Here is a 22,535-nt window from a genome sequence, read left to right on the forward strand (position 1 = left end):
AACGGCTTCGCAAGCTTTCACTTTAATCGCCGCAAACGGCGTTTTCAATCACGAATCCTACCATTTCCTGATGTTTGTACCCTTCAATTTCCTTCACTCGTTTAAAAAACTTATGAAACCGTTCATTCGGATGCCCTTCTGTTTGGTAACGCTCCACGATTCTGACGACCATATCGACAAGTTCCTCCGGCTCAATGCCTTCTGCAACTGGCTGTGCGGAGTGTGCATTCCGTCCAACCGTCTTGCCTCCAAGGAATAGATCGAATTTCTCTTTGCGATAGACGATGCCGATATCCTGCTGTACTGCTCCATAACAGGCCATACCGCAGCCATTAAAACCAATCTTCAGCTCCTTGGGTACTTCCAAGTTCCCGATTCTGTTGTGAATCGCTTCCGCATAGGGAATGGCCTCGCCCTTTTCCAGGTTACAAAAGTCGCAAGCTTTGATTTGGGCTACATCGCCAATCGGTGAAAGTAAAAGCCCTTGGCCTTTTAATTCTGTTGTAATCTGCTCGGGACTATCGGTCTTCACTCGAACAATTAGCTGATGATGCGGTGAATATTCAATATCACCACGATCGCCAATGATTTCACCTAGGGCACAGAGTTGCATGGCAGTCAGTTTTTTGTTCGCGATCCCTGGGCTTACCGCAAACTCAAAAATAGATTCAGTCGCTGTTAGCGTATGACCAAGCTCCGGTATAGCACTCTGACTCCCTTTGGTCACCAGTTGCAAGGCTTCCATGGCCAACTGCAAGGAACCGGCAGGTGGTTGTACCGCTGCTGAAGTGATTTCCGCGTCGCTGCCCGCAATCTCAGCTTCTTCGTCCCACTCCTCCCAATCCTCATCATCTGTCAATGAACCTTTCCACTCTTGCGGAGCCTCCATCTGCTCCAAAGCCCATGGCTCCGCTTCTGCTTTCAATCGTTGATGAGGTTTTAGCGGCTGCGTTTCCGCTCCGAGCGTATATTTCCGTTGGTAGCCCCGCGGAGTTATCATCAGCCCGTCATATAGCTTCGTAGCCGAGTTTCCGATAATAATCGTCGTCAACATGCCAATATCGTGATTCAACATGTCCGCCAGTGTCGTTACTACAACATGCTGACGATCGCGGTATGCGCTTTTTACAATACCGACCGGCGTTTGCGGTGAGCGGTACTCCAGCAGAATACGTTGTGTCTCTACAATCTGCCTCGTCCTTCTCCCGCTTCGCGGATTATAAAGAGCAATCACGAAATCGGCCATAGCCGCAGCCTGTACCCGCTTTGCTATGAGCTCCCATGGCGTCAGATGATCGCTAAGGCTAATCGTGCATGAATCATGCATGATCGGCGCACCTAGAAGAGATCCGGCGGAATGCACAGCAGATATTCCTGGAATGACCTCGACTTCCACGCCTCCCGCTTGCGTCCAGCCCTGTTCCATTAACACCTCATAGACCAGCCCGGCCATTCCATATACGCCTGCATCCCCGCTGGAGATGACAGCGACTTTCTTGCCTTGCTTCGCTTGCCGAACAGCTTCCTGGGCACGGCTCACTTCTTCCGTCATGCCTGTCCGTACAATTTGCTGATCGCTTAGTAAACCGGCAATAAGATCCACGTACGTGTTGTAGCCGATGATGACTTCACTTTCCTGTAACGCTTCACGGGCACGCTTCGTAATATGTTCAAAACTTCCCGGTCCAAAGCCGATAATAAGCAGCTTTCCTGCCATCGTCATTCACCCTCTCCACATCATTTACAGCAACAAAAAAAGCATTTCTTAACATGGGTCATGTTAGAAATGCTTGGTGGGTACATCTAGTCGAAGAACACAGGAGTATCCGCTCTCTAACACTCCCTAATTCCTCGTAGGGCATTCGTGTTGTTGAACCAGGCAGGTCTCCTGACTTGGATCGTTCTCCTTGCGCCTTCCCGAGATTAGCTCAGTGACTTCAAGCAAGGAGATGCCGTAATAACGGCGATCTTCACAGTGGCGGGTCCGTGCCGGTTTCACACCGGTCTTCCCTTTTAACTCTATGCTGACATAGAGCACCTAATTCCATTCATATGCAATTAATTTCATCCTATCATCTATCGAAAAGGTTGTCCACGCAATTATTCATAGATCGCTCGGTAAAGCCCCTCGATCAAGCTGGGGAAACTGATGGGATCATAGGTGATTTCGGCAAAACTGATATGAATCACTTTATTCGTCGTCTTCACTACAAAAAAGCTGTCTTCCGTGCTTTCGGGATCAATATAAGTATAGCATTCCACCTGTGTACTTCCTGTCTTTAGTCGCAACAAATCCGTTGCTTCGGTACTCAAATTGGCGTATTTGGGCATCATCTTGTTCCTTTCAATTAACTTTACATCGGCTATTATCTCGCATTTGAAGAGAGACCCGGTGCTTAAACCGAGTCTCTTTTTTATTCCCACTATGCTTTTGTTTTAGAACCGTTTTTCTTCAAGGCCAGATAGCCTCCGAGTAAAGAAATCGGTATGATCACAATGAAACCGATGAGTTCATACCATAACGGAATGTCACGACTGGTCAGCATAGAATCAAAACCAATCGCAGCAGCAATGACCCCGATGATGGATGCATTGAATACTTCTGCGCGCTTCGCTACCTTAGCAGCCACGTAACCACCGAGGAACGTCCAAAATAAGCCAACCGCCAGAAGCACCATTAATAGACCGACGTTCGAATAAATCTGGCTTAAATCATTCCCGTTCACCGGGTTAGCTGCAAAATAAGCGCTGCCGATCAACGCTGTCGAAACGAACGTCCCTAAATTATCAATGGATACACCTAGCAGCACACCCAGGAAATGAAATCTTCGTTCACTTTTTTGTTCTGCCATTAGTTATTATTACCTCTCCTGATCGCTTCTACTATCGACCTTATCCATAATACCACGGTCTGGATAGAGTATCCAGTTCTTCAATTTCAATCTTCCTGCCTCCACCAGGTTATTTGAGGGAAATCAGCGGCTCCGATGAACACGGTTTCCCCTATTTTTGGCGTAGAAATGGCGACATTACGCGCCTTGGCTGCCCTAGTTACTCGCTCGATTGGATCCATCCAATCATGGAAAGCTAACGTAAAGCCTGCCCAATGAATGGGGATCATCAGCTTTGCATTGACATCCAGATGAGCTTGAACACTCTCTTCCGGCATCATATGAATATCAGCCCAACGTTCATCATATTGACCGCATTCAATCAACGCCAGGTCAAACGGACCGTATTTATCCCCAATTTCCTTGAAATGAGGCGCATACCCGCTGTCCCCGCTGAAAAAGACACGGGTATGTTCACCTTTAATGACCCAAGAGCACCATAGCGTTGCATTTCGGTCGCTCAAACTGCGGCCTGAAAAATGTTTGGCAGGCGTGCAAACCAAGGTGAGCCCTTCGAATTGAAGCTCATCCCACCAGTCATACTCTTGAATCTTTGCCGGATCCACACCCCATCTTTCTAAATGACTGCCCACACCGAGAGGCACCAGGAAATTATTCACTTTATGCTTTATTTTCCGGATGGAACCATAGTCCAAATGATCATAATGATCATGAGACAGCAATACCGCATCAATGACGGGAAGCTCCTCGACTTTGAATGGCAATCCGCCGCTATAGCGCTTTATTCCAAAACTCGGTAATGGCGAAGGTGCGTTCCCGAACATGGGGTCTAACAGCAGCGTCTTTCCCTCCATGTTTAACATGGAAGCCGAGTGACCGAACCAAGTAAATTGCGCATGATTACTCTGCTGAAAGCTTGTGTTTGCCATAGGCAAAGGACGGTGAGGGCGTCCGTTTGGGTTGCCTTTGATAAAGTCTTTTAGCGTGCTGTACATCGTCTTCAGACTGGTATCCATAATCGTTGACGTCAGATTAACAAATTTCCCGTCGACAAGATGTTCAGATTTTCTAAAAGCTTGCACCTTCGTCTTCGACGGTCTTCGTCCAAAAACCGGATAGAGTCTCATGAAAAGAATGCCCGCAACGATAAGTCCAACAACGATACTAGTAATGTTAAATAACACTTCGATTGCCTCCAACCCTTTATCGCTTTCTTAATTGCTATTTGTAACAACGTAAGAACTCATCGTGCGGTTCCAATTTTTTAATAAGGACGTTAATAGCAAAAAACCAATAAATCGGTATGATTTATTGGTCAGTTTGGTATTTGGTATTCTTACCTACAACTCCCATTATGCATTGGCCATTCTTCGATGTAACATAGTTATTGGGTGATTTTTATGTTCATTTCTCCGATGCTTGTTCAGAACGCCAAAGATAATAAACCATTCAACAGAAAAAATGATATCGTTGAACAGAAACTGGATGGCATCCGATGTTTGATCTCCAAAATAGATAAACTGTACATTTATTCGAAGCATCAACAATTGATTACACACAAATTTCCAGAGTTACATAATTGTCCTTTTCCTGAAGAAACCATTATCGATGGAGAGCTCATAGTTCCAGATCATCAGGGTAATCCTGATTTTGAAGCTATGTCAGCCAGATTTTTCTCAACGAAAGATAAGACTCCTGTCATATTTTATGCGTTTGATATATTACGATACAAGGGAATTGATGTCACAAGTTTACCGCTGCTTGAGCGAAAAGATCTGCTTGAGAAAGCTTTTGTTGAAAATGAGAATTACAAAAAGGTCATTATCTTTGAAGGAAGAGCAAGCGATTATTTCAAGCAAATTCAACACCAAGGACTTGAGGGCATCGTAATTAAACGGGCAGATTCCAAATATGCCGTCAGCAGGCGTTTGAAATCATGGCAAAAAGTGATCAATTGGATTTATGCAGACGTGTATATTTCAGGATACCGGAAAGAAGACTTTAGTTTGTTAGCTTCTATAGACACTGCCAATGGCATCAAAATGCCTGTTGGCGTAATAGAAATGGGTTTAACCCCAGAACATAAAATGGCTATCCATAGCGTCAAGAATCGCCTTGTATATAAGGAAAATCATCATTTTGCTTACATGGAACCTTTATTAATGGCGAGAATAAAAACAAGAAACTGGACACGAAGCGGCAAGCTGCGATCCCCAGTTTTCATGGACTTCGTTATCTAAACGAACTAAACAAAGACTGCAATCACCAATGGAGGAAAAAATGGTGGCTGCAGTCTTTGTACGTGAAATGCTGTTAACCAAAAAAATCAGCGTCTGAAACCTTGTAATTGTTGCTCTGCGATCTGAACTAATCTCCGAGTAATATTGCCCCCAAGTGCTCCTGTATCGCGTGTAGCCATATAACCGTAATAACCATCTTGAGGAATCTGAATACCTAATTCTTGAGCAACTTCAAACTTCATTTGTTGCAGCGCTGCTTTTGCTTGTTGGACAACTAGTGTGTTGCTTCTTCTACTCATTTGATTCACTCCTTTTCGTGGTCTAAGCCTAGTTTGTGGAGTTGTTGGATTATTATTCATTAATCTGGAAAAATCATGGAATTCGCACTTGCTGCTACAAAATCACAAGTAGATAAAATAAGAATTATCGCAATCACAATGCTTCTAGTACAACGAGTAATCAATTTCATCACCCTCTGGCGTTACAAGCTGAAACAACACCGCTTCATTCGGATTATCAAGTTTCATATCAACTTTGTTCACCGTCAACGCCTGAACGCCATTTCTTTGCGGTCTAGCAACAATCACTACTTGAATACCGCTTGTCAGCACTTTTTCAATCTTCGCTTGCATAACAACAACTATAATTTGACCAAGCCATCTATCCCGATCCGCGTTTTGTGGTTGAGCCTGAACATTCATCAACTCTTCGCTTAAACCAAGATCATGGACGAAATCATAATAATTAGAAAGTGCGGCAGTCGGAGCTGTAAATAACCTATGTTGCGCATAATGAAGCCGATTCGGTACATACGACCAGCGCCCCGAAACACTACTGTGCCAGTATGATTTATAAACCGGGCGCTTCCAATCTGGTTTATCAAGTAGAACCTTATATTGAAGCTGTTTACCGCTGCTGAGTATTTCTTGTGGCGGTTTTAATTTTGACGGAAACGCTCGTTGACTAAACGGTGGATCAGAAATATCTTTTGGCTCATCCGGCTCCAAACGTTTTAGACGTTCAGTTAACTTATTTGCATCTTGTGTTTTTTCTGGCTTAGCGGTGACAACTGTAGGAATTAAGAACAATGTAATGAGTAGTAAAGACAGCAGCCGTGACAAAGGATCACCTCTCGATTCTTCGTTACTTATACTTTCCCTCCAAATTCAATTATTAACCAACAAAAAAAGACGCTGCATCAGCGCCATTCGCTAATCGGCAGCCCAAGCTGTTATGCAGTAACCCAATAGTGCCGCTTGCATGAATTTTGTATTCAATAATGGTTCAGTGATAGCATACAAAGCCTTCATCTGCGGCTGCTTCACGAAATATGCTATTGTATCGCCGCCATTGATGGTGTTACCCCATAACTATTCGTCGTTCCCGCCAAACCTTCATTTGCCCCATAATATACGAATGTAAAAACAAAGCGCCAACAACGATCAATGCAATCGGTATGATTATGCTTCTAAGCTGCTTCAAATCTGTTTCCTCCGCTTCTATTTAATTTCAACAGCGAACGCATAATCCGCACTTCTACTGTCATTCCAATATGAATAAACAATATAAGCATAAATACCTTTTTCTTTGGGTGCTTTAAACGATCCCTTAAAGGGTGTTCTATTCGGTGATAGCTTCCAATCACCAATTTCGTCCCTTGTTACTTGTTGATAAGACAAATGGTTTGGATATGGTTCATATTCAAACTTGACAGTTATTTCTGATTCAGCAGGAACAATGACTTTATTTCTTGGAACAAATTGATCCCATACGAAAATAGCATCCAATACACCCATCCACTCATACGATCCTAAATTCACTGGCAGCTTTTTATTATTTGCAGACACGAAGGGGATTGGTGGCTTATTTGGGTCAGCAACATCACTTATCTTATCTGGAGCAGTTTTCAGCGTATCAACAGCAGCTTGAATCTTATCTTCTAAACCTATAATCGGCAAGTAACGCATGTACATAATCAGGATATTTTTGGCCATAAACGGCGTTGGAGTGTGTGCAATATCATATAGAGCGTTTTGGTTGTTTATTTGTTTCAGTCCTCTTTCAACTTCAGCGGTTGAATCAAATACATAAACATATAGCTGCTCTTTACCGTTCAAATCAAAGCTGTATTCGGTTTTCAAACCGAGCTTAAACCATTTGTAATTGAACTCTGAAGGAATGAGTTCAACTCCTTGTTTTTGCATAGCAGCTTTAACATCATCTATCGAAAACATCTCCATTAAACCTTGTATTGAGGATACTTGTTCTTGATCTTGTCCTTTGTTCCAATCTTGATATGCCGCTAACGCAAAGACTGCGAAAACGACCAGAAACGCTATGTATTTTTTCATCGTGTACCTCCGGCTGCTTGGATATCATCATTGACGTTGAAGGTTGATACTTTGTTGCTAAAAGAAAAATAGCTGCGGATAACGCTATTATAATAACGTTATCGACAGCCAAATAAGTAATATCGTTAATCTATACAAATACAAACACCCAATAAATCATTACGATTTATCGGGTGAGATAGGACAAGTACAAAGATTCTAACTCTCTCAAGAAACCTTATGCTCAATGCGAAGCTTATCTGCTACCATGGCGATGAACTCTGAATTCGTAGGTTTCGATTTTGAAATGTTAATCGTATATCCGAAGATAAATGAAATCGAATCGATGTTGCCGCGCGTCCAAGCGACTTCAATGGCATGGCGGATCGCCCGTTCAACGCGGCTTGGCGTTGTTTTGTATTTTTCAGCGATGGCCGGGTAGAGCGTTTTGGTGATAGCTCCGAGAATCTCAATGTTGTTGTACACCATCGTAATCGCTTCGCGGAGATATTGATATCCTTTAATATGCGCAGGTACGCCAATTTCATGTATGATGCTGGTGATATTGGCGTCTAAATTTTTACCTTTCGGCATGTGAACGATATTTGCTTTTGGCGTGACAGTCGTTGTCGAGGAAGTCACATTGTTGGATACCAATTGACGAATACGGTTCGTGAGCACCTCCATATCAAAAGGTTTCAATATGTAATAGGAGGCTCCCAATTGAACAGCTTTTTGCGTGATATTCTCTTGGCCAAAAGCGGTCAGCATAATGATTTTGGGCTGTGGGTGAAGGTTCATTTCACGCAATTTCTCAAGTACGCCCAGACCGTCAAGATGAGGCATAATAATATCTAAAATAAGTACATCCGGTACTTCACGCTGCTGTTCCATAAAACGAAGTACTTCGTTTCCGTTGTACGCGACACCTACAATTTCCATATCCTCTTGTTCACCAATGAACTCCGACAACAAGTGGGTGAACTCCCGATTATCATCTGCTAACAGCACCTGAATTTTTTGCAACTTGAAATCCTCCTTTTAGCTACTTGTACAAGTTGGTAATTTTTCTCTTAGGTTAAGGTATTCGACACCCCAATTAAAATTCCTTCTGTCGAAAATTATTTTTCTTTTCTTTTATTTCACTTTCTTATATAATAATATATTTATCTTGTGTTTCCAACATTTTTCGACATAATCCATCTGAAATAATGCCATCCTGTAAAATAAGGATATAACAAAAGAATCAAAGGCAATTAGCTCGCCTTTGATTCTGCGGATGAAGGTCTGAGAACAATACCGGAATCTTGAAGCATCCATTCGATGAAGCAACCATATCCGCTGGTAGGATCATTCACAAATACATGTGTGACGGCTCCTATCATTTTACCGTTCTGGATAATGGGACTTCCGCTCATTCCTTGTACGATTCCCCCTGTCTTTTCAAGCAATCTAGGATCGGTAATTTTAATGACCATTCCTTTCGTTGCCGGGAAATCCTGCTTGGAGACATGAACGACTTGAATGTCGAACTTTTCTACTTTTTGCCCTTCCACTACCGTATAGATTTGAGCCGGACCTTCTTTCACTTCTTCAGCAAAGGCAACGGGAATTGCGTTCTTGTCCAAGCTGTGATCAGGTGCAGCGTACATTTTACCGAAAATACCAAAGGATGTATTTTTCTCAATGTTGCCAATCACTTTGCTGTCTTTGTATAGAGTGGCGCGCTTCTCGCCAGGTTCTCCATTATGACTCTTCGAAATTGAAGTGACATTGGAGTAGACGATATCTCCATCACCCACAATAATCGGCGTCTGGGTATCCATATCCGTAATCACATGACCGAGGGCTCCATACACCCCTTGATCTGGGGCATAAAATGTTAACGTACCGACACCGGCAGCTGAATCGCGGATATATAGACCCAAACGATAGGACTTATCCACTATATCATATGCAGGCTGCAGCTTGACTCTAATCTCTTCGTTATTTCGAATTATCGTCAAATCCAGTGGTTCTTTGCTTTCGCCGGATTTGGCAACGAGATCAGCCACTTTACTAACATCTTTGGATTCTTTGCCATTGATTTTCATGATCAGATCACCGACTTGGATTTTAGCTTCTTCCCCGGGAGAAACTTTTTGGTCTTGGGCAACAGCAACTAGATGGTGACCTACGACCAGTATACCGGCAGACTTTATTTTAACACCGATCGTCTGGCCGCCGGGGATCACTTTTAAATCAGGAACTACATTGACCTTAACCGTTTTAAACGGGATGGCCCCAAATAGTTTAAGCTTCATTACCGTTTGACCGGAATGGTCAGATTGCAAGGAGATGGGTTCATTCAAATTAACCTGAAATGAGTGCTTGGCATTGCCGTTGACTTTAACGATATCCGGATCTTTGACAGTGACCTGTGCATTGACCGGCATCGTTAATTGCAGCTGCTTTCCCTGGCCGCTGAATAAGCGTAATTCTTGGGGGAATGAGGCAAAGCTTTGAAAAGGCGGAGACAAACTAACCATACAAACGAAGAAGACGAGCAGGAGTCCAATCAATCTTTTTCTTTTGCTGGATTGCAAGTTCTTCACGCTCCTTCACACTTCCTTGAGCCCTGACGAACAGCTTCGTCAAATGCGTACCTATAAGTTAACCCCACTCTCCCCGTTTTATAACTGAAAATGATGACTATCTATACTTTCATACCCTAGATTTCTTGTTTCGTGCCATGGCAAGCATTTCCCCTGCGTGGTGGAGCGTTGTTTCTGTAACTTCTACGCCGCCAAGCATGCGAGCCAATTCTTCGATTTGTCCGGATTCCGGTAAATCTTGCACGCGAGTAAACGTTCGCTCCTGATCTACTTCTTTACGAATGTAGAAATGTACGTCAGCGAAACTGGCCACTTGCGGCAAATGAGTAATTGAAAACACTTGGCAGCTCGCGGAGAGAGCGGACATTTTCTCCGCAATGGCTTGCGCCGCGCGGCCGCTTACCCCAGTATCGACTTCGTCAAACACTAGCACAGGAATCTGATCCGTACGGGCGAAAATCGTCTTCATCGCCAGCATGATACGCGAAAGTTCCCCACCGGAAGCGATTTTGCTTAAACCGCGAAGCGGTTCACCCGGGTTAGGCGCCATAAGGAACTCTACCTGATCGATCCCTTCCCGTGAGAAGCGTACCTTGTTTCCGTTGGCCTCAATGCCGCGCTCGTCGAGAATCTGCTCGACTTGGACACGGAACTGTGTACGTTCCATTTGCAGGTCACGCAGCTCAATTTCGATCTGTGCAGCAAGCTGTTGAGCAATCCCTTTGCGGATATTGGACAGATCGACTGCAGCAATTCCAAGTTGTTTCTCCTCTTTGGCAAGCTGATCTTCGAGCTTACGAATATGTTCATCTTTATTTTCGATAGTATCGACTTCTCTTTTGATTTTATCCAAATAAGCCAGCATCTCTTGAATGTTTTCTCCATATTTGCGTCGCAATGTTGAGATCGTATCGAGTCTTTGCTCAATAAAATCCAGGCGTGCCGGATTGAACTCGATCCCATCCCGGTAATCACGGAGTTGATAAGCGGCATCTTCCAACTGATAGTAAGCAGATTGAGCTTGCTCTAATAGAGGGCTAAGCGTGCCTGGATCTAGCTGTACGATCTCTTGAAGCCGAGCTACCGCCTTATTGGCCGCATCCAGACCTCGGTTCGTCGCGTATAACAGATCGTAGGCTTCGGATGAGCTTTGGTACAGCTTCTCGGCGTTGGCGAGCTTTCGTTTCTCTTCGATTAATGCCTCGTCCTCCCCCACCTTCAGCTTGGCCGAAGAAAGCTCATCAATCTGAAATCGGTACAAGTCGAGCATCTGAAGTGCTTGCTTGCTTGTTTCCTGCAGCTCACGCAGATCCTTTTGCAATTTCATATAGGTATCGTAGGAAGTTTGGTAAGCTTTTTTAGCAGAGCGGATTTCAGCATCCGCAAACAGATCTAGTGAGTGAATGTGTTCTTCCACGTCAAGAAGCGATTGATGTTCATGCTGTCCATGAATATTAACAAGCCACTCGCCGGTTTCTCTAAGCATCGTCAGATTCACGAGCTGACCGTTAATCCTGCTGGAGCTTTTGCCTGATGCCGTTATTTCTCTGCGAATGAGCAGATGTTCGCCAGGATCGGCTTCAATGCCGAGGCTTGTAAGCGTATGCCAAACCGGATGTAAAGCAGGTAAATCAAACATGGCTTCAATCTCTGCCTTATCGGCTCCATAACGTACGAGATCGGATGAACCGCGTCCGCCGACAATCAGTGTCAACGCATCGATAATAATCGATTTCCCTGCACCGGTCTCACCCGTTAATACGTGAAAACCCGCTTTAAAACGAATATGTACATGTTCAATAACCGCCAAATTGCGGATAGAAAGTTCTGTGAGCATGTGCGCCTCCCCGGCTTAGGATAGTAAAGACATAATTTGATTTACAAAAGCTTGGCTGTTATCCTTGCCGCGGCAAATAACCAAGATGGTGTCATCACCGCAAATCGTTCCCATCACTTCATTCCATTCCAGGTTATCGATCAAAATGCATATCGTGTTAGCCGTACCTGGCAAACATTTCATCACAACAAGATTGTCCGTATGATCAATACTTACAAAATGCTCGCTTAGCGCTCTGCGCAGTCTTTGCAACGGGTTAAAACGCTGGTCGGCCGGCATCGAGTATTTATATCTTCCATCATCAAGCGGAACTTTCATTAGATGAAGCTCTTTAATGTCTCGTGATACCGTCGCTTGAGTAACGTGAAAACCGGCAGCCCGAAGCGATTCCACAAGCTCATCCTGTGTCTCAATTTCGTTGTTCGTTATGATCTCTCTGATTTTCACATGTCGTTGACCTTTCATGCTTACACCTCTATATGAAACGTGATTTTTTTAATTTTACTCTGCCCCATGTCCACATAGAGCACCCCGGCGGCTTCCGGGTAAATAAGACTGTAAGGAAGGAGCATATCTCGAACAGAACTGCCAGTCATTTCTAACGGCTTTCGCTCTTTGGCCAGCTTGACGAGATACAATTCTTCATTTCTCCGGACAAAATAGTCGATAAAAAGACGGCTTTCCAGCTGCTCGCTATCGCCTATGGTCATGGTGATGGGGATTTTCGTTTTGCCAGCCAGCACATCAAAGCCTGCACCCTCCAGAAGCTCCACCACATCATCCTCTGGGATCTCGGACTGCAACGGGATGCGGAACCTCTGTTTCATCGGTGTTTGAAGCCACTTCTTTAAGCGCCAAATGAGATAGCAAACAAAAACAATCAGGATTAGCAAAATGACTGTGACATCGCCTTTCTCCATGTCCATCACCTCGCCATAGTATTCGCGGATTTACTCGAAAAATCCTTTTTTTCCAGCAAAAAACCCATCTCTGGGCCGCGGACAATCGCGGTCTCTAAGATGAGTTTTATTTACCCTGCAATTTCTGGGCTTCTTTCACAGTTGCCGAAATTAGGGACTTCAAAGAACCTTCGGCAATAGGTGCTTCCTCGTTGCTGCAAGTCCAGTATGCTAGAAATTCGATATTCCCCTCGCCGCCTGTTATCGGTGAATATGTGAGGCCTTTTAATGAAAAGCCTAGCTCCGCCGCGAAAGTAAGCACATTGGTTAGGACTTCTTCGTGAACGGCTGGCTCACGGACGACGCCTGACTTGCCGACCTTTTCCCGGCCAGCCTCGAATTGCGGCTTTATCAGTGCAACAACACTTCCTTGATGCTGGAAAATCTCCTTAAGCGGCGGCAAAATGATGCGAAGCGAAATAAAAGAAACGTCAATGGATGCAAAAGTAGGCCGTGGACCGTTCAAATCCTCCGCTTTCGTAAAGCGGAAGTTCGTCCGTTCCATCACGTTCACGCGCTCATGGTTACGCAGCGACCAATCCAGCTGATTATAGCCAACATCGATGGCGTATACATAGGAGGCGCCATTTTGCAAAGCGCAATCCGTAAATCCTCCTGTGGATGCACCGATATCCAGCATGACCGCCCCATCCAAATTGATATCAAACTGCTTGAGTGCTTTTTCCAGTTTGAGACCGCCTCTGCTTACATAAGGATGCAGTGCTCCTTTCACTTTCAATACTGCTTTTCGGCTAATCTTCGTTCCCGCCTTATCAACAGGCTCTTCATCAGCAAAAACAAGGCCTGCCATGATGGCGGCCTTTGCTTTTTCCCTGCTTTCGAAATATCCCTGCTCAAGGAGCAGTATATCTAAACGCTCTTTATCTGATGCCATTATGTTCGTTTTTGCTCCTATCAAAGTGGGCTTTTTAAACAACCTTATTAAGCGCGTTGGCGTTTGCGGGGCATTAGTTTTTTTACTTCGGCAATCAAGTTCTGCATAGTCAGTCCGACTTCCTCACGCTGCTCCGACACTGATCCGTGTTCGACGAAGTAGTCAGGAACGCCCAGTACTTTAACAGGCAGCCCAATGATGCCTTTCCCTGCGAAAAACTCCATGACGGCGCTCCCTAATCCGCCTTGGATAGAACCTTCTTCCATGGTGATAATAGGCGTCGAATCGTTCGCCAGCTGCAGCAAGTAAGCTTCGTCAAGCGGTTTAATGAATCGCGCGTTGACAACACGGAGGTTGATGCCTTCCTTGGCAAGCTGTTCTGCAGCTGTTTCGGCGACTTGAATCATTGGGCCAACAGCAAGTACGGCTGCGTAATCGCCTTCCCGAACAGTTTCCCAAGTACCGATTGGTATCGCCTTTGGCGGCAAGTCAATACTCGCGCCTGTTCCATTGATACGAGGATAGCGATATGCAATGGGTCCATCGTTATACTCAAGCGCAGTCTGCATCATATCACGCAGCTCACGCTCATCCTTCGGCATCATCAGCACCATGTTCGGCAGGGTGCGCAGGAAAGCGATATCGTAGACGCCTTGATGCGTCTCGCCGTCAGGGCCTACGAAGCCGGCGCGGTCAATAGCAAATGTGACATTCAGCTTCGGACGGCAAATGTCATGGACGACCTGATCGTACGCTCTTTGCAGGAAAGTCGAGTAAACTGCAAATATCGGTTTCATTCCTTCGGTGGCAAGACCAGCGCAAAGCGTAGCGGCATGCTGCTCGGCAATCCCAACGTCAATCATCCGGGTCGGGAATTGCTTAGCGAATTTCAACAAGCCTGAACCGCCAGGCATCGCAGGGGTTACCGCGATAATTCTTGAATCCTTTTCCCCGAGCTCGATCAACGTATTGCCAAACACTTCCGTATACATCGGCGGTTGTCCGACCGGTTTCAGTACTTGGCCGGATTCAATCTTGTAAGGCCCAAGTCCGTGCCAAGTGTGCGAATCCTTCTCCGCAGGCGTATAGCCCTTACCCTTTGTCGTGACGACATGCACAAGCACAGGTCCGTTTACCTTCTCCGCTTGTTTGAGGGTATCCATCAGTACTGGCAGGTTATGTCCGTCTACCGGACCGATATAAGTAAAGCCCAGCTCTTCAAACCAGACTCCATTCAGCACAAAATATTTGAGACTGTCCTTCAGCTTCTCCGCAGTTTTGGCCAGCGTTCCGCCGATGGCAGGAATTTTCTTCAGTAAGTGTTCCACTTCTTCTTTAGCTTTCAAATAATGACGATCCGAACGAATTTTGCTTAAATAATTATGAATCGCCCCGACATTAGGCGCAATGGACATTTCGTTGTCATTCAGAATGACCATAATATTTTTCTTTTCATGACCGATATGATTCATCGCTTCCAACGCCATACCGCCTGTAATTGAGCCATCTCCAATGATCGCGATAACCTTGTTATGTTCGCCTTTCAAGTCGCGCGCCAAAGCCATTCCCATTGCAGCAGAAAGTGAAGTGCTGCTGTGACCGGCTTCCCAGACGTCATGTTCACTTTCGGAACGTTTTACAAATCCGCATAGCCCTTTGTATTTTCGCAGCGTATCGAATTTGTCTTTGCGGCCTGTCAATATTTTGTGAACGTAAGCTTGGTGTCCCACGTCAAAAATCAATTTATCATACGGGCTGTGGAACAGAGTATGCAAAGCGAGAGTGAGCTCAACCACTCCTAAGTTTGGCGCAAGGTGTCCGCCTGTGACAGATAGCTTTTCAATCAGAAATTGACGGATTTCACCGGCCAACGTCTCAAGCTCTGTCAAGGATAAACGCTTCAAGTCCTCAGGCTGATTGATATGTTCGAGCAGCACGCTTGTTTCCTCACTTTCAATGTGAAAATGCTAAGATTACACCATTATAACATAAATTTGGGGACTGCATGTAAAACTGGCGAAAAGCTGATGATTTGGATAAAGAAAAAAATTAATGATCTCTTTTCATCAGATAATCTGCCAGCTGCAGCAATCTCTCCGGATGGACTAGATTGGCTTGCAACAACGCTTCCTTACCTTGACTCGTCAATTCTCTAACTTTCTTTTCTGAGGCTTCCATGCCAATGAAATAGGGGTAGGTGACCTTTTGTTGCTTCTCGTCGCTCTTCACCGGCTTGCCCAGCTTCGCCTCATCCCCGATAATATCCAAAATATCATCTTGAATTTGAAAAGCGAGCCCAATGGCATGACCGAATTGACTAAGCGCCTGAAGTTGAGCATGAGATGCACCTGCGATATGAGCTCCGGCACGTAAAGAAAACACAATTAAATCGCTCGTCTTATGCGAGTGAATGTATTCGAGTTCCTCAAGCTTCGTGATCCCCTGCTCTCCGAGCATATCGGCTGCTTGTCCTCCAACCATACCTCGTGCACCTGCATAAGCAGAAAGCTCTTCGGTAATGGCCAATACGCGTTCAGCAGGTATTCCGTGCACTTTATGCGCTTGGGAGATGCTGTAGAACGCATGGGTCAACAGCGCATCGCCCGCCAAAATCGCCATCGCTTCCCCATAAACCTTATGATTGGTCAGCTTGCCTCTGCGGTAGTCGTCGTTATCCATGGCCGGTAAATCATCATGGATCAAAGAATATGTATGCACCATTTCAATCGCACAAGCGACAGGAAGTGCCGCTTCCTTTGTACCGCCTAGCGATTCAGCGGCAGCAAGAACCAAGATAGGACGCAAACGTTTGCCTCCTGCCATGAGCGAATAATTCATGGATTCTCGTAATGGAAGAGGAATCTGCCATGCCGGTGGCAACGATTGCGTTAAAGCCGATTCCACTATTTCTGTATTTGAAGTTATGTATTCGCCAATCATGTTCGTCTTATTCAACCTAATTCCCCTTATCTTCCAAGGCCGGCTGGAAAGGCTTCCGATTTACAACGCCCGCTTCCCCCTCAACCAGCATTTCAATTTTTTTCTCGACCTGTTCGAGCTTCACGCCGCACAGATGGGATAGTCGAACCCCTTCCTGGTAAAGCTCAATGGCCTTTTCCAAAGGAACATCGCCGCTTTCCAGCTGAGAAACGATACGTTCCAGCTGTTCAATGGCGAGCTCGAAGCTAATTTCGGTTTCACTATTTGACATCCTTGTTCTCCTCCATCCCCCATACATGACAATCCAACCTGCCGTCTTTCAGTCGAATCTTTACGACATCCCCGATTTGCACCTGTTCAACGGAACGGATGAGCTTCTGCTCCTGTTCGTCGTACGCCAAGCTGTAGCCGCGCTGCATGACTTTCAGCGGGCTGAGCGCGTCCAAATGGCGGACGCTGGACTGCCACTCCTGCTTCTTGCCGCGCAGGAGTGACTGCATGGCTGTGAGCAGTTGCCGGCTCCCGGCATCCAATCGGCGCTTCGCGAATACGGCCTGCTCTTTCGGGTTGAAGCTGGATAAGCTGCGTTCCAGCTTCATATGCCGCTCGGCAGCTCGCGACAGCCGCTGCCGCATCCGGTAACCGAGCTGCTCCGCCAGCCGGTCGAGCCTTTCCGCAGGCTGCATGAGCAGCTGCCTGCGGGGGTTCGTCAGGAACGGGGAGCGCTTCGCGCGCTCCAGCCTTTCCTGCTTGCGGCGCAGCTGCTGGAGCAGCCCGTAGTGCAGCCTCTGCGCTTGCTGCGACAGCTGCTGCTTCAGCTCGAGGTGGTGCGGCACCGCTAGCTCGGCCGCCGCCGTTGGCGTCGGCGCCCTTAGATCGGCGACGAAGTCAGCGATCGTGAAGTCCGTCTCGTGGCCGACGGCCGAGATGACGGGAATCGCGGAGCCGGCGATGCTCCGCGCAACCGCTTCCTCGTTGAATGCCCACAGCTCCTCGAGCGAGCCGCCGCCGCGGCCGACGATGAGCACATCGGCTTCACCGAGCCGATTCATCGCTTCGATCGCTTTGACGATCGAAGGCGCCGCTTGCGCCCCCTGTACCAGCACCGGGTACAGGAGGATCGGAACCGACGGGAAGCGCCGCTGCAGCGTGATGATGACATCACGTACAGCTGCCCCCGTCGGAGACGTGATCACGCCGATCGCGCGCGGAAACCGGGGAATCGGTTTCTTGCGCTCCGCCGCGAACAACCCTTCGCCTTCGAGCTTCTTCTTGAGCTGCTCGAACGCCAGATACAGACTGCCAATGCCGTCCGGCTGCATAGCCGTCACATAAAATTGATAGGCGCCGTCACGCTCATATACGGAAATGTTGCCGCGAGCGATGACTCGCGTTCCTTCCTTCGGCATAAATCCGAGCCGCTGGTTTTGTGAAGCGAACATGATGCTTTTCAGCCTGCCGTCCGCATCCTTCAGCGTAAAGTACATATGACCGCTGGAATGGTGGGTGAAATTCGATATTTCACCGCGTACCCATACATCTTGAAGACGGTTGTCGCCTTCCAGCATCATTTTGATATAACGGTTCAAATCCTTTACGGATAAGATCTTCGTCTCATTTTTCGCCATACTTCGGGTTACACGCTCACTTGAGATTTCGAAGCGCGGTAAGCCGCATCAACGGTATTACGGAGAAGCATCGTAATGGTCATCGGTCCTACGCAACCAGGCACTGGTGTAATCGCGCTCGCGATTTCTTTCACGGCTTCGAAATCTACATCTCCAGTCAGTTTGCCATCAGCAGGACGGTTCATGCCAACGTCGATAACAACTGCACCGGGTTTCACGTGATGCGCTTTTATCAAATGGGCTTTACCTACAGCTACGACAAGAATGTCCGCTTGTTTCGTAATCTCTTCCATATTCGGCGTGCGGGAATGGACGACGGATACGGTTGCGTTCTCTCTGAGCAGCAGCATCGCCATCGGCTTACCGACAATATTACTTCTTCCTACTACTACCGCATGCTTACCGGCAATCTCTACGCCTGTTCGTTTCAATATTTCAATAACGCCATGAGGTGTGCAAGGTTTCATCCCGTCTTTGCCAATCATCAGATTACCGACATTCACCGGATGGAAGCAGTCCACGTCTTTGGCTGGATCGATTTCATCCACAACCGCTTCTTCATCAATGTGTTTTGGCAGCGGGGACTGAACAAGGATCCCGTTAATACGGCTGTCAGCATTAAATTTATGGATAAGTGCGATCAATTCTTGCTGCGTTGTGCTCTCCGGCAGGCGATGTACCTCTGAATAGATACCAACATCATCGCAAGATTTGGCCTTATTTCTTACATAAACCTGGGAAGCAGGATCTTCTCCCACGATGACAACAACGAGGCCGGGCTGATGGCCTGCTGCCGTAAGCTCAGCGACCTCCGATTTAATTTCCTCGCGTATCGAGCTAACTAGCTCTTTACCATTAATGACTTGTCCGGACATGTTGATTCCTCCTAAGCGTATTCGTAAAAAATTGCAACGGTTTACTACGGGTTTTCCGTCTGCAAAGCTTTGCTTTTCAATTCGTCCAATTCTTTAATCATCTTCCCGAGAACCCCGTTGACGAACTTCCCTGACTCATCACTTCCAAAATGTTTCGCCAAATCAATCGCTTCATTTACGACAACTTTCGGCGGGGTATCTTCCCGATACAGCAATTCATACACAGCCAAACGCAGCACTTCGCGGTCAATTCTGGAGAGTCTGTCCATTTGCCAGCCCTTCAAATACTCTTCCAGCAGCTCATCGATCCTGACTTTATTGTTATATGTTCCTTCGACCAATTCATAAATGAAAGCAGGTGATATCTTCTCAGACGGAACATCAAGCTGCGCTTCATTATCGTTCTCCGCTTCATGAATCGCGCTTTGTACGGCCTCTTTGGGAGAAGCTTCATTCATTTGAATCTGATATAAACTCTGTAAAGCAATTTCTCGTGCAACTCTGCGCTTCATTGATAGCCCAACTTTCCTTTTCTACTAGTATACGTCATCTTTCATCGATTCCAAACAAAAAAATCCAAGGAACTACCCAAGGATTTTAGCGGAACATTCTCCATTTTTGCGTGAGATAACGCCAAATGTCTTCCAGCAGCACGAAGCTTTCCTTGCGATCCAGCTTGTTGCCGACATACAAACCTACAAGGACAATGAATGCAAAGATCAACATGTCCCAGAATCCGAAAAACAAATAAATGATGCCGAAGAAAACGCCTGCTGCCACTCCGATCACTTTGCCCCTATGCTGCTCCCACAGCTCATTCCACATGTGGGTTCACCTCTATTCGACTCGGCTTTTAAAAGTTGGCGCTGATTGCACGATGTTCGCTACGAATACGGTTACGGAAGCTACTGGGATGCCGGTAATATCTTCTATGTAACTCTTCACGGTGCTTTGCATGTCTTCGGTCAATTCCGGAATCGAGCTCTCTCCGTCAACAACGGTGCGAATCGTGATTTCCAGGCCGGATTGATTTACTTTTACACGCGCCCGCAAGTCCTTAACTCCCTTGGTTCGTCCTGCTGCTTTCAATGATAAGTTCTCTACCGTTTCCATCGAAATGCGGATATCACCGAAATCCGTACGCTGATCGATCGAAGGTGCTTGCGAACGGCTGCGGCGAAGCGCAATAATTAAAAAACGAATGCTGATGAGCAGTACGATTAAGCTGACGATAATTCCCGGATATGCATAGTTTTTTTCCACATAGAAATTACCCAGCACTTGCTCAGCCTGAGTTCTTGGGATCCAACTGCAAGCCGTAAACAAAACAATGATAGAAGCAGCGAATACAATCAGGCTATAGATAAGAAGTAAGAGCCTGTCCACAATTTTACCCACGTAAGCTTGTCCCCTTCCTATGGTGAGAGGAAACCCCCTGCAAACTTGTAGGGGGTCTCGATTGATCCATATGGATTCAGCAATCGCGCTTTATTTGACGCGATGTGCAGCTGATGTATCTTCTTCGATCGGTTTTTCTGCTTGTTTGAAATGGACGTCATGAATATGAACGTTCACTTCTACGACGTTCAAGCCGGTCATCGATTCAATCGCCGTTCTAACATTTTTTTGGATGTCGCTTGCGACTTCGGGAATTCGATTACCGTACTCGATGATGATGGAGACGTCAATGGCAGCTTCACGCTGTCCCACTTCTACCTTTACGCCTTTGGACAAATTTTTGCGTCCAAGCAATTCGGCAATGCCTCCTGCTAATCCGCCGCTCATCCCTGCTACTCCCTGTACTTCCACCGTTGCCAATCCGGCAATGATTTCGATAACCTCGGGGGCAATTTGGATGCTGCCCATGTCTGTTTTGACGTAGTCCGGAGCGATTGTGCTCATTGTGGCACCTCCTAAAAGTTTTGCGCCAGCAAAACTGGCATCGTAAGCATTTCTCTAGGCTATGGATAAGCCGTCCTAATTAATAACTATACCATTTCGCCAAAAATATGACAAATGTTTGTCTATGAATTCGGGTCGTTCACATCATGCTCTTCCAAGAACTTGATATCGTGATCGCCCTTTATGAATTTCTTGTGCTCCAGCAATTTCAGATGGAACGGAATGGTCGTATGCACGCCTTCTACCGCAAATTCGGTGAGCGCCCGCTTCATACGGGCAATCGCATCTTCACGCGTCGTACCCCAAACAATCAGCTTCGCTACCATGGAATCATAATGCGGCGGAATCGTATAACCCGGATATACCGCACTGTCAACCCTCACGCCAAAACCGCCAGGAGGCAAGTAAAACTTCACTTGACCGGCAGAAGGCATAAAGTTCTTGTTCGGATCTTCCGCATTCACGCGGCATTCGATCGCCCAACCGTTGATTTTGACATCTTCTTGAGTAAATGATAGAGGGTTCCCTTCTGCAACGCTGATCATTTCTTTAATGATATCAATACCTGTAATCATTTCCGTAACAGGGTGTTCGACTTGGATTCTCGTATTCATTTCCATGAAGTAGAATTTACCGTCCGGCCCCAGCAAGAATTCAAGCGTACCGGCACCGGAGTAATCCACCGCTTTCGCAGCGCGAACGGCAGCTTCTCCCATCGCTTCGCGGATCTCCGGCGTCAGGATCGGGCATGGCGCTTCCTCGACAAGCTTTTGTCTGCGGCGTTGTACGGAGCAGTCGCGCTCGCCTAAGTGAACCACATTCCCATGCTTATCTGCCAGGATTTGAATCTCGACATGCTTCATGCCTGTTAAATATTTTTCCAAATAAACACCGGAATTGCCGAACGCGTTCTGCGCCTCTTGCTGCGCAGTAGTAATTTGGTTAACGAGCATGTCCTCGTCATCCGCAATACGAATACCTTTGCCGCCGCCGCCAGCGGTTGCCTTGATGATAACCGGATACCCGATATCTCTAGCAATGCTGAGCGCATCTTCAATATTCTCTACCAGACCGTCAGATCCCGGAATGATAGGAACTCTGGCATCTTTCATCGTTTGCTTCGCAACCGCCTTGTCACCCATGCGGCTAATTGCATCAGGTGAAGGACCGATGAAGGTGATGTTGCAGCTTTCACAAATCTCTGCAAAATCAGCATTTTCCGCCAAAAATCCATAACCAGGATGAATCGCATCGCATTCGGTCAGCGTCGCTACGCTCATGAGGTTCGTGAAATTCAGATAGCTGTCTTTGGATGGGGTCGGTCCGATACAGTAAGCTTCATCGGCAAGCCGCACATGCAGCGCATCACGGTCCGCTTCCGAGTAAACAGCAACCGTGTAAATGCCGAGTTCGCGGCAGGCCCGAATAATACGAACGGCGATTTCTCCGCGATTCGCAATTAGGATTTTATGAAATTTCATTA

General features: G+C 46.4%; 24 protein-coding genes and 1 riboswitch. Of the genes, 1 reads left to right on the plus strand and 23 read right to left on the minus strand.

Annotation, left to right across the window (positions count from 1 at the left end; genetic code table 11):
- Positions 1–22: 22 nt before the first annotated feature.
- From cobJ to ICC18_RS11250, 4 genes are all read right to left on the minus strand, one after another.
- The gene (gene cobJ, locus ICC18_RS11235; RefSeq protein WP_188174760.1) at positions 23–1,717 is read right to left on the minus strand and encodes a precorrin-3B C(17)-methyltransferase; all 1,695 of its coding nucleotides are present in this window, start codon (positions 1,715–1,717) and stop codon (positions 23–25) included.
- Positions 1,718–1,861: 144 nt separating this feature from the next.
- Positions 1,862–2,057, minus strand: a riboswitch (cobalamin riboswitch).
- Between the two features lie 43 nt (positions 2,058–2,100).
- Complete coding sequence (locus ICC18_RS11240) at positions 2,101–2,262, minus strand: hypothetical protein (protein ID WP_188174478.1); 162 nt, start codon at positions 2,260–2,262, stop codon at positions 2,101–2,103.
- Positions 2,263–2,423: 161 nt separating this feature from the next.
- Positions 2,424–2,852 (minus strand): hypothetical protein, encoded by a 429-nt coding sequence (locus ICC18_RS11245; protein ID WP_188174479.1) that lies wholly within the window; start codon positions 2,850–2,852, stop codon positions 2,424–2,426.
- An 86-nt stretch (positions 2,853–2,938) separates the two neighbouring features.
- Positions 2,939–4,036, minus strand: coding sequence for an MBL fold metallo-hydrolase (locus ICC18_RS11250; protein ID WP_312029515.1), 1,098 nt, complete (start codon positions 4,034–4,036; stop codon positions 2,939–2,941).
- A gap of 216 nt (positions 4,037–4,252) precedes the next feature.
- On the opposite strand from ICC18_RS11250, the gene ICC18_RS11255 reads away from it, so the two are divergent.
- Positions 4,253–5,092 (plus strand): ATP-dependent DNA ligase, encoded by an 840-nt coding sequence (locus tag ICC18_RS11255; RefSeq protein WP_223192473.1) that lies wholly within the window; start codon positions 4,253–4,255, stop codon positions 5,090–5,092.
- An 86-nt stretch (positions 5,093–5,178) separates the two neighbouring features.
- Here ICC18_RS11255 and ICC18_RS11260 read toward each other — a convergent pair whose 3' ends face one another.
- The 19 genes from ICC18_RS11260 to accC form a co-directional block, all read right to left on the minus strand.
- Positions 5,179–5,391, minus strand: coding sequence for an alpha/beta-type small acid-soluble spore protein (locus ICC18_RS11260; RefSeq protein WP_188174480.1), 213 nt, complete (start codon positions 5,389–5,391; stop codon positions 5,179–5,181).
- Between the two features lie 144 nt (positions 5,392–5,535).
- On the minus strand, positions 5,536–6,213 hold the full coding sequence (locus ICC18_RS11265) for a hypothetical protein (protein WP_188174481.1): 678 nt from the start codon (positions 6,211–6,213) through the stop codon (positions 5,536–5,538).
- Between the two features lie 378 nt (positions 6,214–6,591).
- Complete coding sequence (locus ICC18_RS11270; RefSeq protein ID WP_188174482.1) at positions 6,592–7,443, minus strand: hypothetical protein; 852 nt, start codon at positions 7,441–7,443, stop codon at positions 6,592–6,594.
- A gap of 207 nt (positions 7,444–7,650) precedes the next feature.
- Positions 7,651–8,448: a sporulation transcription factor Spo0A gene (spo0A, locus tag ICC18_RS11275; protein WP_188174483.1), complete on the minus strand. Its 798-nt coding sequence runs from the start codon at positions 8,446–8,448 to the stop codon at positions 7,651–7,653.
- 230 nt (positions 8,449–8,678) lie between these two features.
- Positions 8,679–10,007, minus strand: a complete 1,329-nt coding sequence (gene spoIVB, locus ICC18_RS11280; protein ID WP_188174484.1) for a SpoIVB peptidase — start codon at positions 10,005–10,007, stop codon at positions 8,679–8,681.
- 118 nt (positions 10,008–10,125) lie between these two features.
- Entirely contained in the window at positions 10,126–11,853 is a 1,728-nt protein-coding gene (recN, locus tag ICC18_RS11285; RefSeq protein WP_188174485.1) for a DNA repair protein RecN, read from the minus strand.
- 15 nt (positions 11,854–11,868) lie between these two features.
- Complete coding sequence (ahrC, locus tag ICC18_RS11290) at positions 11,869–12,318, minus strand: transcriptional regulator AhrC/ArgR (protein ID WP_188174486.1); 450 nt, start codon at positions 12,316–12,318, stop codon at positions 11,869–11,871.
- A 2-nt stretch (positions 12,319–12,320) separates the two neighbouring features.
- Positions 12,321–12,773 (minus strand): hypothetical protein, encoded by a 453-nt coding sequence (locus tag ICC18_RS11295; RefSeq protein WP_188174487.1) that lies wholly within the window; start codon positions 12,771–12,773, stop codon positions 12,321–12,323.
- 106 nt (positions 12,774–12,879) lie between these two features.
- Positions 12,880–13,707 (minus strand): TlyA family RNA methyltransferase, encoded by an 828-nt coding sequence (locus ICC18_RS11300; RefSeq protein ID WP_188174488.1) that lies wholly within the window; start codon positions 13,705–13,707, stop codon positions 12,880–12,882.
- A gap of 47 nt (positions 13,708–13,754) precedes the next feature.
- Positions 13,755–15,644 carry a 1-deoxy-D-xylulose-5-phosphate synthase gene (dxs, locus tag ICC18_RS11305; protein WP_188174489.1) on the minus strand — a complete coding sequence of 630 codons (1,890 nt, stop codon included), beginning with the start codon at positions 15,642–15,644 and terminating at the stop codon, positions 13,755–13,757.
- Between the two features lie 112 nt (positions 15,645–15,756).
- Positions 15,757–16,647, minus strand: coding sequence for a polyprenyl synthetase family protein (locus ICC18_RS11310; protein ID WP_188174763.1), 891 nt, complete (start codon positions 16,645–16,647; stop codon positions 15,757–15,759).
- Positions 16,648–16,663: 16 nt separating this feature from the next.
- Positions 16,664–16,918 carry an exodeoxyribonuclease VII small subunit gene (gene xseB / locus ICC18_RS11315; protein ID WP_188174490.1) on the minus strand — a complete coding sequence of 85 codons (255 nt, stop codon included), beginning with the start codon at positions 16,916–16,918 and terminating at the stop codon, positions 16,664–16,666.
- Entirely contained in the window at positions 16,908–18,275 is a 1,368-nt protein-coding gene (gene xseA, locus ICC18_RS11320; RefSeq protein WP_188174491.1) for an exodeoxyribonuclease VII large subunit, read from the minus strand. Before xseA ends, xseB begins: the two co-directional genes overlap by 11 nt.
- A gap of 8 nt (positions 18,276–18,283) precedes the next feature.
- Complete coding sequence (folD, locus tag ICC18_RS11325) at positions 18,284–19,150, minus strand: bifunctional methylenetetrahydrofolate dehydrogenase/methenyltetrahydrofolate cyclohydrolase FolD (RefSeq protein WP_188174492.1); 867 nt, start codon at positions 19,148–19,150, stop codon at positions 18,284–18,286.
- 44 nt (positions 19,151–19,194) lie between these two features.
- Positions 19,195–19,662 carry a transcription antitermination factor NusB gene (nusB, locus tag ICC18_RS11330; protein WP_188174493.1) on the minus strand — a complete coding sequence of 156 codons (468 nt, stop codon included), beginning with the start codon at positions 19,660–19,662 and terminating at the stop codon, positions 19,195–19,197.
- A gap of 85 nt (positions 19,663–19,747) precedes the next feature.
- Positions 19,748–19,975: a DUF2273 domain-containing protein gene (locus ICC18_RS11335; protein WP_188174494.1), complete on the minus strand. Its 228-nt coding sequence runs from the start codon at positions 19,973–19,975 to the stop codon at positions 19,748–19,750.
- Positions 19,976–19,987: 12 nt separating this feature from the next.
- Positions 19,988–20,548, minus strand: a complete 561-nt coding sequence (gene amaP, locus ICC18_RS11340) for an alkaline shock response membrane anchor protein AmaP (protein ID WP_188174495.1) — start codon at positions 20,546–20,548, stop codon at positions 19,988–19,990.
- Positions 20,549–20,638: 90 nt separating this feature from the next.
- Positions 20,639–21,052, minus strand: coding sequence for an Asp23/Gls24 family envelope stress response protein (locus tag ICC18_RS11345; protein WP_188174496.1), 414 nt, complete (start codon positions 21,050–21,052; stop codon positions 20,639–20,641).
- Positions 21,053–21,174: 122 nt separating this feature from the next.
- Positions 21,175–22,533, minus strand: coding sequence for an acetyl-CoA carboxylase biotin carboxylase subunit (accC, locus tag ICC18_RS11350; protein ID WP_188174497.1), 1,359 nt, complete (start codon positions 22,531–22,533; stop codon positions 21,175–21,177).
- Between the last annotated feature and the right edge of the window lie 2 nt (positions 22,534–22,535).

The organism is Paenibacillus sedimenti (assembly GCF_014534655.1).
GTDB lineage: Bacteria > Bacillota > Bacilli > Paenibacillales > NBRC-103111 > Paenibacillus_E > Paenibacillus_E sedimenti.

Bases quoted from the DNA above. Each gene is read 5' to 3' on its own strand.
- ICC18_RS11300 (WP_188174488.1), bottom strand. From the start codon at position 13,707: ATGGCATCAGATAAAGAGCGTTTAGATATACTGCTCCTTGAGCAGGGA.
- ICC18_RS11345 (WP_188174496.1), bottom strand. From the start codon at position 21,052: ATGAGCACAATCGCTCCGGACTACGTCAAAACAGACATGGGCAGCATC.
- accC (WP_188174497.1), bottom strand. From the start codon at position 22,533: ATGAAATTTCATAAAATCCTAATTGCGAATCGCGGAGAAATCGCCGTT.
- ahrC (WP_188174486.1), bottom strand. From the start codon at position 12,318: ATGAAAGGTCAACGACATGTGAAAATCAGAGAGATCATAACGAACAAC.
- ICC18_RS11270 (WP_188174482.1), bottom strand. From the start codon at position 7,443: ATGAAAAAATACATAGCGTTTCTGGTCGTTTTCGCAGTCTTTGCGTTA.
- ICC18_RS11335 (WP_188174494.1), bottom strand. From the start codon at position 19,975: ATGTGGAATGAGCTGTGGGAGCAGCATAGGGGCAAAGTGATCGGAGTG.
- ICC18_RS11255 (WP_223192473.1), top strand. From the start codon at position 4,253: ATGTTCATTTCTCCGATGCTTGTTCAGAACGCCAAAGATAATAAACCA.
- folD (WP_188174492.1), bottom strand. From the start codon at position 19,150: ATGTCCGGACAAGTCATTAATGGTAAAGAGCTAGTTAGCTCGATACGC.
- ICC18_RS11310 (WP_188174763.1), bottom strand. From the start codon at position 16,647: ATGATTGGCGAATACATAACTTCAAATACAGAAATAGTGGAATCGGCT.
- recN (WP_188174485.1), bottom strand. From the start codon at position 11,853: ATGCTCACAGAACTTTCTATCCGCAATTTGGCGGTTATTGAACATGTA.
- nusB (WP_188174493.1), bottom strand. From the start codon at position 19,662: ATGAAGCGCAGAGTTGCACGAGAAATTGCTTTACAGAGTTTATATCAG.
- ICC18_RS11295 (WP_188174487.1), bottom strand. From the start codon at position 12,773: ATGGAGAAAGGCGATGTCACAGTCATTTTGCTAATCCTGATTGTTTTT.
- cobJ (WP_188174760.1), bottom strand. From the start codon at position 1,717: ATGGCAGGAAAGCTGCTTATTATCGGCTTTGGACCGGGAAGTTTTGAA.
- ICC18_RS11260 (WP_188174480.1), bottom strand. From the start codon at position 5,391: ATGAGTAGAAGAAGCAACACACTAGTTGTCCAACAAGCAAAAGCAGCG.
- xseA (WP_188174491.1), bottom strand. From the start codon at position 18,275: ATGGCGAAAAATGAGACGAAGATCTTATCCGTAAAGGATTTGAACCGT.
- ICC18_RS11245 (WP_188174479.1), bottom strand. From the start codon at position 2,852: ATGGCAGAACAAAAAAGTGAACGAAGATTTCATTTCCTGGGTGTGCTG.
- xseB (WP_188174490.1), bottom strand. From the start codon at position 16,918: ATGTCAAATAGTGAAACCGAAATTAGCTTCGAGCTCGCCATTGAACAG.